This window comes from Streptomyces sp. DT2A-34, assembly GCF_030499515.1.
Taxonomy (GTDB): domain Bacteria; phylum Actinomycetota; class Actinomycetes; order Streptomycetales; family Streptomycetaceae; genus Streptomyces.
In genome coordinates this window covers 3,062,787-3,073,039 of sequence record NZ_JASTWJ010000001.1, presented here as the reverse complement: position 1 = coordinate 3,073,039, position 10,253 = coordinate 3,062,787, and the positions used below count along the sequence as shown (strand labels likewise).

Sequence of the window (10,253 nt, the reverse complement as noted above, 5' to 3'; positions counted from 1 at the left end):
CCCCTTCTCAGCCATCGGCTGCCGTGCGGGCGGGACATATGTCGCTCCAGCTGTCCTCGACGTAGGCGAGGCAGTCCGCACGGCTGCTCGCGGCCAGCGCCACGTCCCACCCGCCCGGCACGGTGATCCCGTCGGGCCAGAGCGAGAACTGGCCCTCGGCGTTGGTGAGCACGAGGTAGGTGCCGTTCTCGTCCTCGAACGGATTGGTGGTCATGGTCAGCCCTCCACGAGTGCTTTGTTCTCGGGGTTGTCGGGGTTTTCGGGATCCTCGGGGTCTTCGGGGGTGTCGCGGCGCTTGTCCGGATCCTCGGGATCACCGGGGCGCCCGGCGTCGCCGCGGCTCACGGCCTCGTCGGTGCTCGCGCCGCCCTCGCCACCCGCGCCGTCCCCGTCCTCCGCGCCGTCCCCGCCGGACTCGGCATCGATGTCCGGCAGCAGCGAGTCGATCTCCCGCACCGTGCGCCGGGTCATGCTCAGCACTCCGACGGCGATGCCGCACAGGCCGGCGATGAGCAGCATGGCGGCCATGCCGCTGCCCGGACCGTCGCCCACGAGCGGCCCGAGCACCACGAAGATCCCGCTGCCGTCCGCGGCCCGCGGTTCGAAGACATGGTCGGCGAGCGGCCCGGAGACCGCGGTGGCCAGCGGGACGGAGATCTGCGACAGGAACATCACGGCGCCGAAGACCCGGCCGTGCCACTCCTGGGGAACCTTGGTCTGCACGATCGCCTGCATCACGCCGTTGATCATCGGCATGAGCGCCGCGCCCACCAGAATGGCCGCGCACCAGCCGACCACACCGCCCGCGAGGGCCATGGCCACCTGGGCGGACAGGCACATGCCGATGATCCCGAGCAGCATGCCCCGGGCCCGGTTCCTCGGCCCGCTCCAGGCCGCCATCAGCAGCCCGCCCGCGATCCCACCGACCCCGATCGCGGTGTTGACGCTCGCCAGCGCCGCGGTCTCGCCGCCGGACCGGGCCAGCACCATGGGCTGTACGGCGGCGAAGCCGAAGACCATGACCAGGTTGACCACGCAGAAGGCCAGCATCAGATCGCGCAGGCTCGGATGCCGGAAGAGGAACCGCATCCCCTCGACGGCCTCCGCGACGAGCTTCTTGCGCGGCCCGCCCCCCGGCTTCCTCGCGGTGCCGCCGTCCCCCCGCATCCGTACGACCCGGATGGCGGCCAGCGCGGCAGCGAAGCTCACCAGGTCGGCGACGAGGATGAAACCCAGCCCGGAGAACACCACCAGGAGCCCCCCCAGCGCCGGACCGCCGACGTCCGCCGTGCTCTTGGCGCTCGCCAGCAGACTGTTGGCCCGCTGGAGCTGCCCCTTGTCCACCAGCAACGGCACGGAGGCGCCCAGCGCCGGGAACTGGAAGGCGGCGGCGGCGCCGAGCAGCATGACGGCCGCGTAGACCTCCCAGGTGTCCAGCCCGCCGGCGAAGTGCAGGACGCCGAGCAGCGCCACGACCAGCAGTCCGCCACCGTCCGCGAGCTGCAGCGCCGTACGCCGGTTGATCCGGTCGACGAAGGCTCCGGCGAGCGGGCTGAGCAGCACCTGGGGGAGCATCGCGCAGAGCGACAGCGTGGTCAGCGCCGTGGCCCGGCCGGTGGCCGACCATGTCTCGAAGACGAAGGCGAACCGCAGAACGGAATTGCCGACCAGGGATATCGCCTGCCCGCTCCAGACGAGCATGAAGGGACCCATGCCGGCGAACCGGCCTGTCCTTCCCCCGTCCTGCGCGGTGTCGTCAAGCGAGCGCGCCGAATCGGCCACGTGCGTACCCCCGTCGAATGTGGCTTCCGACGGAGAACCTTAGTTCGAAGTGGCCCGCCGCACAGCCGGATCATGAAAGGAGGCCGAGAAGCCCTCACGGACGCCGCCCCATGACCGTGAGGGCCGTGCTCTGACAGGCGCCGGACGCTGCCACGTCGTAGACACCTACGAACGTTTGACGACACAACGAGATGCCGGGACGGGCGACAAGGGTGGCATTCCCGCGGTGGTTGACAGACGGACTGGCCTGAGCAACTGCCGCCTCCCTAGGATGTGTTGTCGGGCGAGGTGATCTCCTCGACCGGCCCTGCCACTGGGGGAAACGATGGAGCCTGGAAAGCCGCTGTCCACGTCGATCGATGCCACGATTCCGACAGCCGCGCGCATGTACGACTACTACCTCGGCGGCAAGGACAATTACGCGTCCGACCGAGCCGCCTGCGAAGAGCTGGACAAGGTCGTCCCCAGCACCCGCGCCCTCGCGCTGAACAACCGGCGCTTCCTGCAGCGGGTGGTCGGGACGCTGGCCCAGGACTACGGCATCCGGCAGTTCCTCGACCACGGCTCCGGCCTGCCCACCCAGAACAACGTCCACCAGGTCGCGCAGGCCATCGACCCGTCCTCGCGCGTGGTGTACGTCGACAACGACCCGATGGTCCTGGTCCACGGCCGCGCCCTGCTGGAGCAGAACGAGAACACCGCCGTCATCCACGCCGACATGCGCGACACCGACGGCATCTTCTCCCACCCGGACACCGAGCGCCTGATCGACTTCTCGCAGCCGGTGGCCGTGCTGTTCAACTCGGTGTTCCACTGCATCCCGGACAGCGACACCGACAGCCCGCTCGCCGTGGCCCGCCGCGTGGCCGCACGACTCGTGCCCGGCAGCTACCTGGTGATGTGCCAGCTGGTCAGCGAGGACGCCGAGGTCCGCGAGTTCGTCACCAACTTCATGGACCAGGCGACCCAGGGCCACTGGGGCCGGGTGCGCCAGGAGAAGGACGTGGCGGAGCTGTTCGAGGGCCTGGAGATCCTGGAGCCGGGCCTGGTGGAGGTCTCCACCTGGCGCCCCGACACCGAGGTCGTACCGCGCCAGCTCACCCAGGAGTGGATCGAGTTCGGCGGCGTGGGCCGACTGCCGTAGCGAAGTGCCGCCCTAAGGGGCAGGGGCGTACCGGGCCTTCGTCTGACGCAGCCGCTCCAGCGACTCGCGTGGGTTGAGGGCCTCGTCGCCCAGCCGGTCCAGGACGATCCGGTACTCCTCCGTCTCGTCCTGGTCTTCCAGGAAGGCGGCGCTCTTGATGTGCTCCAGATAGACGATGTCGGGCAGATCGATGCCGCCGAAGCGCAGATAGGTGACGGGAATGGCGGGCGCGGAGGCGTTCGTCACGTCCAAGGGCACGATCTGCAGGGTCACATGGGGGAGCCGGGCCATCTCCTCCAGATACTCGAGCTGCTCGCGCATCACCTCGCGGCTGCCCAGCATCCGCAGCAGCACCGACTCGTCCACGATCGCCCACAGCTGAGGCGCGTCCGGCCGCTGCAGCAGCTCCCGTCGCCGCATCCGCAGCTCCACGCGCCGCTGCACCTCACGGCCCGGCGCCGACGGCAGCCCGCGCTCCACCACGGCCTGGGTGTAGGCCTCGGTCTGCAACAGGCCCGGCACGTACTGGAGCTCGAAGGTACGGATGGCGGTCGCCGCCTCCTGCAACCCGACCAGCCGGTCGAACCACTCCGGCATCAGCCGCTTGTCATAGCGCTGCCACCACCCGGGCTCACCGGCCCGCCGCAGCAACTGCAGCAGCACCGAGGACTCGTACTCCTTGGCCTGGTACAGCTCCAGCAGCGTACGGACATCGGCCTCCGTGGGCGGCCGACGGCCCTTGCCCGCCTCGATGCGCGACAGCTTCGCCGGACTGAACCCGGCGGCGCGTGCCGCCTGGTCCTGGGAGAGCCCGAAGTCCTCGCGGATACCCGCCAGTTGGACGCCGACCAGCATTTTCAGCAGGGTCGGCGCGGGCTCGGACCGGTTCAGATACGGTTCGAGGCGGGAGATGCGAGGCGACTCGGCGGACATCCTGACTCCCCGTAGACCGGCATGGGACAGACCGCATTATCGCATCCCGCCGCCTCGTGCCGCTTGAACCGGCGTAAGTGAGGGGCACAACTTCCGCTTCACAGCGGTCCCCTGGCCTTCCGCGGACGCCCCTTCGCGGCGGTCCGGGTCAGACCAGGTGGTCGAACTCTCCTTCCTTCGCGCCCGCCAGGAAGGCGGCGATCTCGGCCGGGGTGTAGACGAGGGCCGGCCCGTCGGGGTCGCGGGAGTTGCGCATCGCGACGCTGCCGTCGCCCAGGGGGGCCACCTCGACGCAGTTGCCCTCGGCATTGCTGTGCCGGCTCTTGGTCCAGCGGACGCCCAACGAGCTTGCCTGCACGCCGTTCGGTGCTGTTGGCACTGCACTCTCCTTGCTCACGTTCGGCCACGTGTACGCCCCGCCGCCCCGGCGGGCCCGGGGGCATCACGTGCTCTGCGTCGACACCGCTCGCGCAATTTCCCGTGAAATTGCACGGAGGCGCCTTCGGCGTGGATAATAGTCCGTGGCGTCAACTGCAGCGCGTACCCCCCGCCTTGACCGTGTATCAGGGAGACGTTGTGTCCTTACCTGCGTACGAAGGGCTTCGAGTGCCCGTGAGCGCTGCGCCGCCTGTGGAGAGGGCCCTGGCCCCGGCAGCGCACCCCGGCACCCCGGCCCGCAGCCATCTCGCCAGGCCCGAGCCCCCGCGCACCCCGCCCCGCTCGGCGGCCCTGCGCCTCGTCGGCGCCGAACAGGGTTGCTGCCAGGCCCGCGACTTCGTCCGTCGCACCCTCGGTGACTGGGCCCTCGACCACTGCAGCGCCGACGCCCTCATGGTGGTCACCGAACTGGCCGCCAACGCCGTACTGCACGCCGCCCCGCACTCCGCGGCCCACCCCTCGGCCGCCGGCGAGCCCGAGATCTGGCTGAAGCTCAGTCTCCGCCGCCCCGCCCACCTGGTCTGCGCGGTCACCGACCCGAGCGACAAGCCGCCCGTGTACCCGCGCACCAGCGACCCCCTCGACGAACACGGGCGTGGGCTGCGCATCATCGACGCCCTGGCCGAACACTGGGGTTGGACCCGACGGCAGCCCCTCGGCAAGACGGTCTGGGCGATGCTCCCCACCGGCCGCCAGGCCTGATCAACCCATAAGTGCCCGTATAAGCCTGCATATTCAGCAGGCCGCCATATTCGGGATGCCTCGGACAGTGGTGTAACGCGGTCGCGTTTGCATGACGCAGAACCAGGCAGAAGTGGAAACCCTCGACGGCCGAATTCTCGGCTCCACGGGGTGACCCATCCGCCCAGCAATGCGTCAGATCGGATTTCTCGTGAACACTGACCCGGTTTCCGGACACCAGGCGTACGACCGCCCCGCAGGCCCCGACCGCTCCCTGCGCAACCAAGCCGCCGCACGCAGGGCGGCCTTGGCGATCTGCACGATCGTCGACGTCTCGGCCGGTCTGCTCGGCCTGTGGATCGTGCTGTACCTGCTCGACGCGAACCAAGGGAACGCGTTCGTGGAGTTCGTGCAGGGCGCGGCGGACTGGCTCGGCGGATGGGCGCAGGACATTTTCACGATGGACACAGAGAGCCTGCGAGTCATCCTTAATTACGGTCTCCCCGCCGCCCTTTACTTGCTCCTCGGGCACGGAATTGCCGCCCGACTCAACAGGGCCTGACGGCATTACCCAGCGGAAGGACCGGAATTATGGCACGCGCTACCTCCGAGAACGATCACCCGCCGATCTATGAAGAATTGGTGCAGGAACGCGGAGACGCCGTGGCGGAGGCCCAGAGAGCAGCCGCACACACACAGACCCAGGCAGCGGAACTACTGACCGGCACAGAACCGACCCGCTGGGACCAGCCGACGGGCCACCACCGGGACCCTCACTTCGGGTGATCCGCGGGGGCGGCGCCGACAGCGTCATGGGCGGCGATGAGCCGTCCGACGGCTGCCGGTGCCCGGGACGAAGCCCCGGTGGTAGGCGACGGCGTCGATCCCGGCCGGGGGCCGACGCGCGTACTCGTGGACGAGGCGGATGACGGCCGGCTTGCTCGTCGAGGAGAAGGTGCACGTCCGGCGACCGCCGCAGGATGTGCCCCGCGGCGACGCGGCTGATCCCGCGACTCGCGCCTGTCATCACGAGGGTGTGCTGCACAGGCATAGGGGGACTCCCCAACAAGTGAGCCGACAACACCCGCCGGCCGCCTGAGCGCCCCCACGTTCGCCGGATGCGCAGGCGCCGGCCAGCGCTGTTCCCGTCACCGGACCGGCCGTACCCAGGCTCATCCGGCGCGTTACGGCGAGAACGAACACATGGCACGCACGGCCCGCTCCGACTTCGCCCCACTGCTGCGCGCTGGCGTGACCGTCTGTCCCCGGCGACGCTGAATTCCCGTGACGGACGGCCGTCGTGCCCCGGCACTGCCACGACTACGGCACCGCACACACCTCGATGCTCCCCGTCCGTTCCGAGCAGGGAAACGACAAAGAGCGGGACCCAGTGACATTGGGTCCCGCTCTCTCATCCAGGCATCCGCCCTGGTCGTCCGGTTGAGTCGGCAGGCCGATGTCGCTTGGCCGCAGGTTCGAGTCCTGGGCGGGAGCCACACAACATGGCTGGTCGTGCGCGGGGCGCTGACCTGCGGATTTGCTCGACGGTAGCGGTTGAGGGACGGGTTCGGCTGGTGCCGCTTTCGCCGGGGACGCGCCCGGCGGTCGCTGAACTCCCGCGCGTGATGAAGAGGGCCTGCGACCTTGGGTGATGCCTTCCACCGGCTCCGTTGTCAGCGAGAAGACCGAGTCACCGACGACGTGTTGCGCTCGGGGCGTTGCGGTGTTCGCCGGGGTGCGCGGTGGAGCCTTGGGGCTCCACCGAGGCGGTCACATGCGTTCGGGCTTCCGCCGCCTTCATCATCCAGGACCGGCAGGCCCATCGGGCCAGTCCGCCCACCGTGTTTCCCACGCCTGCGTGAGCGCTCCGGCGAAGCGCAGTCGACGCCGGAGTTCTGCTGAGGGCTGTCCCGTAAGTGATCTCAAGGCCGGTTCAGCCGCCCATCGCTGCTGGGGCGGTCACCTATCCGGCGAGGGCGAGTTGTGCAGGCGGGCAATGCCAAGCATCGCGTGGTGGACGCCTTCGCCTCTGGGGCGGCAGTCGCGGAGGATCTTCCAGGTCTTCATGCGGGCGACGGCGTGCTCGACGCGGGCCCGGACCTTGCGGTGGGAAGCGTTGTGCTCCTCCTTCCAGGCTTGGAGCTCGGCCTGGCCGTGCCCGCGGCGGTGAGGGATGACCAGCCCCCGTGTCCCGGTAGCCGCCGTCCGCGATCACCATCGTGTCGCCGACGGCGGCTTTCGCGCCGGACAGCTCCCACGCCGACTGCTTGGCGACCTCGCCCGGGCCCGGCGACCTGGAGCCCTTCCCGCACGGCTGGAGCCCGTGCGGCCCCTACCGCAGGTGAGCCGGCGCCAGGCTCGCGTCTTGTGAACTGGGGGTGCGGCGATGTGGAGATATGGGACAGCGGCTGTCCGTTGGAGCGTATGGTTTCGGCCAGTTGTGGATCACTCATCTGGCACGCCGAACAAGAGGCCGTAGGGTGCAGGCAGTTGGTGTCGAGGCGCAGGTGGCGGGTGAGATGAACGGGGGCGCGGGGTGACTGTGTTCGTCGACCGGGAGGAGAGCCTGGCCAGGCTCGAGAGCGCGGCGACTGCTCTGGCGGAAGGGCGCTCGAGTGTGCTGTTCGTCGAGGGCGACTCGGGGATGGGTAAATCGTCCCTGTTGAGCGAGTTCGCCCGCCGCCTGGGCACCTCCCCCGATTCCCAGGAGCAGCCCTGCCGGGTGGTACTCGTGCGGGCCGCGCCCGGCATCGGTTCGCGGCGGCCGTACGGACCCGTCCTGGACGCTCTGCACGCACTGGACCGTCCCGCACAGGGCCGCAGGCGGCTGGCCGGCTTCCGGCGCACGGCGGCCCGCGGCGCGCTGGCGGCCGCCCCCGACCTGCTGTCCGCCGCGGTGCCGGGGCTCGGTGCGGTGGTCGCGGCCGGGCGGGTGTTCGCCGAGGCCACCGTAGCCACCGGGTCCATCCCGGGCGACAGTCTCCTGCCCGTGGAAAGCACCGTGACCCGGCAGCTGATCGACGTCCTGCTGCAGCAGGCGCGCGCGGGTCGGCCCTTGCTTCTGATGGTGGACGACATCCAGCTGTGCGATGTGTCGACCCTGGAGTTCCTGCACCTGTTGCTGCCCAGGATCGAGGGTGAACCGCTCGGTCTGGTTCTCGGGCTCGGCCTGTATGCCGCAGCCGAGGGTAACGGCAGGGCGGTGGAGCAGCTGCTGGACGCCTGGCAGCGGGATCACGCGGAACTCGTGTCCCGCCACGTGCTGCCGCCGCTGCCTGCCTGGGCTGTCAGGAAACTGGTCGATGCCAGGCTTCGGAGTCACCCTGCTCCCGAGGACTTCGCCGTCCGGTTGACCGGGGCGACGGGCGGCCATCCGATCTTCGTCGAGCAGTGCCTGAGGCTGTGGCGACCCGAAGACGGCGTCCGGGTGCCGCTGCCAGGGAGCCTTCCCGCCGCCGTGCTGGACCGTTTCCGGCAGCTGGACCCGGCTGCGCGCGAACTCCTTGTCACCGGTGCCACGATGGGCGAGTTTTTCTTCTCACACACACTCGCCGAGGTGTCCGGCTCGCCACGGATCCAGGTCCAGGACCTGCTGCACCGTATAGAGCGCGAACACGGCCTGATCCGCTGCCGGCACCGGGACGAGTTCCCCGACTGGGCAGCGGGTCTGGGGACCGACTGGTACGACTTCGAGCACCGGGTCCTGCAAAGGGGGATCCGCGGCGAACAGTCGGAAGGCGCCCGCCAGCAACGGCATGCGGACATCGCCGAAGCACTCCCACGCCTGCCGGGAGTCGACGTGGGCGCCGCTCCGCTCGAGTTGCGCGCGCTGATCGCCGATCACTTCCTGCAGGCCGGGCCCGCGTATGCCGCACAGACCGCCGCCGCCCACTACGGCCTGGCCCGTTCCGTGGCGGTGGAGGATCTCTCCTTCGCCCAGGCCGAACAGCACTGCCGGACGGCGATCGAGTCCGCCCGGCTGATGCCCGCCGGCCGTCCGGAGCGCGATCGCCGTCTGGTGGAGGCGATCGAGCTGTTGCTCAGCATCACTGAGGTGCGTTGGAAGGGAGGCGAGGGCGAGCAGGAGAGCATGGGAATCGACGCCTTGGCCGCCGAGGCGGAGCAGGCGGCACACCGCCTCGGGGACCAGCTGCTCATCGCCCGCACCACCCTGCTGCGTGGCAAGACACTGCTGGCCGTCCACGGCGTCCAACCCTCCCTCGCCAAGCTCGAAGAGGCGGTCGAACGCGCCCGGGAGTGTGGCGAGGCAGGCCGTCAGGCGCTCTTCGTGGCGATGGTCGAATACGGACGCCAGCTGCCCAAGCGCGATCTGCACGCAGGTCTGCAGGTGCTGCTGGACGCCGAGCGGCTGTACGCCTCAGACCCGCGCCTCGGCGAGGCGGGGAACCCCGTGCTGCAGCACGCCCGCAATCTCAACGAGATGCAGATCGGGGTCAACCTCTTCGACGCGGGCCGGCTCGGCGAAGCCCGGCAGAGACTGCTGCGCTGCACCGAGCGGCTGAGAGGTGAGACCCTCCGCGCCGAGCTGCCCATAGCGCTGAATTATCTCGCCCAGCTCCACCTGTCCACCGGCTCGTGGGAGGAAGCGGGCACGGTGCTGCGTGAGGCCCTGGACTTCGAGGAGGAGCGCGGTGGCGACAGTGGCTGGCACGCATACAACAACGCCCTCCTCGCCACGCTGCTCACTCATGATCCCGCTCGCCACGGCGAAGCGGTCGAGCGCGCGCGGAACGCCTGGCTGGAGACCCAGCGCACCTGGCTGGTCAACCTGGTGCCGATCGTGCGCAACCTGTACGCGGAGGTCCTCCTCGCGACCGACCACGACACGAGGCTCGCTCGGCAGCTGTGTGAGGACACCCTCGTCGACACCCGTGACAGTGGCATGGTGCGCAGCGAGATCGCCGGATATGTGCTGCGCAGCCGGATCCATCTGCAGGACGACGAGATGGATCTGGCCGCCCGCGACGGCCGCCAGGCGCTCGCCCTGCTCGCCGAGCACGGCGACATGCCTGCCCTGCGCACGGAAGAGGTCCTGTATCACGCGGCCCGGGCTCTGCGGGCCGAGGACAGCAGGAACGAGGCTCGCAACTTGCTGGACAGAGCCCGTGCCGAGGTATTGCGCAAGGCGGACAGCATGGATGACCCGGTCCTGCGGACGCGTTTCCTGACCGACGTGCCCCTGAACCGGGCTCTGCTTCACGACAGCGGCGTCGACGAGGGAGAGGCCGGGGCAGGCTGACCGACTACAGTGCGA

8 protein-coding genes and 1 pseudogene are annotated in these 10,253 nt (G+C 69.8%); 4 read left to right on the top strand and 5 right to left on the bottom strand.

Going from position 1 to position 10,253, the window contains the following annotated elements:
* Positions 1-7: 7 nt before the first annotated feature.
* Together QQM39_RS13285 and QQM39_RS13280 are read right to left on the bottom strand one after the other, a co-directional pair.
* On the bottom strand, positions 8-214 hold the full coding sequence (locus tag QQM39_RS13285) for an MbtH family protein (protein WP_301996908.1): 207 nt from the start codon (positions 212-214) through the stop codon (positions 8-10).
* A 2-nt stretch (positions 215-216) separates the two neighbouring features.
* Complete coding sequence (locus tag QQM39_RS13280; protein WP_301996907.1) at positions 217-1,782, bottom strand: MFS transporter; 1,566 nt, start codon at positions 1,780-1,782, stop codon at positions 217-219.
* A gap of 325 nt (positions 1,783-2,107) precedes the next feature.
* Between QQM39_RS13280 and QQM39_RS13275 the strand changes: the two genes are divergently transcribed.
* The gene (locus QQM39_RS13275; protein ID WP_301996906.1) at positions 2,108-2,926 is read left to right on the top strand and encodes an SAM-dependent methyltransferase; all 819 of its coding nucleotides are present in this window, start codon (positions 2,108-2,110) and stop codon (positions 2,924-2,926) included.
* A gap of 12 nt (positions 2,927-2,938) precedes the next feature.
* Here the strand turns inward: QQM39_RS13275 and QQM39_RS13270 are convergent, their stop codons facing one another.
* Both QQM39_RS13270 and QQM39_RS13265 read right to left on the bottom strand, forming a co-directional pair.
* Complete coding sequence (locus QQM39_RS13270; RefSeq protein ID WP_301996905.1) at positions 2,939-3,859, bottom strand: helix-turn-helix transcriptional regulator; 921 nt, start codon at positions 3,857-3,859, stop codon at positions 2,939-2,941.
* Between the two features lie 148 nt (positions 3,860-4,007).
* The gene (locus QQM39_RS13265) at positions 4,008-4,238 is read right to left on the bottom strand and encodes a DUF397 domain-containing protein (RefSeq protein WP_301996904.1); all 231 of its coding nucleotides are present in this window, start codon (positions 4,236-4,238) and stop codon (positions 4,008-4,010) included.
* A gap of 233 nt (positions 4,239-4,471) precedes the next feature.
* On the opposite strand from QQM39_RS13265, the gene QQM39_RS13260 reads away from it, so the two are divergent.
* Complete coding sequence (locus tag QQM39_RS13260) at positions 4,472-4,999, top strand: ATP-binding protein (protein WP_301996903.1); 528 nt, start codon at positions 4,472-4,474, stop codon at positions 4,997-4,999.
* Between the two features lie 169 nt (positions 5,000-5,168).
* Positions 5,169-5,540 carry a hypothetical protein gene (locus QQM39_RS13255; RefSeq protein WP_301996902.1) on the top strand — a complete coding sequence of 124 codons (372 nt, stop codon included), beginning with the start codon at positions 5,169-5,171 and terminating at the stop codon, positions 5,538-5,540.
* Between the two features lie 1,397 nt (positions 5,541-6,937).
* Here the strand turns inward: QQM39_RS13255 and QQM39_RS13250 are convergent.
* Positions 6,938-7,238 (bottom strand): annotated as a pseudogene (locus tag QQM39_RS13250) (transposase family protein); the annotation flags it as partial.
* Between the two features lie 276 nt (positions 7,239-7,514).
* Between QQM39_RS13250 and QQM39_RS13245 the strand changes: the two are divergent.
* Positions 7,515-10,238 carry an AAA family ATPase gene (locus tag QQM39_RS13245; protein WP_301996901.1) on the top strand — a complete coding sequence of 908 codons (2,724 nt, stop codon included), beginning with the start codon at positions 7,515-7,517 and terminating at the stop codon, positions 10,236-10,238.
* The last annotated feature ends 15 nt before the right edge of the window (positions 10,239-10,253 follow it).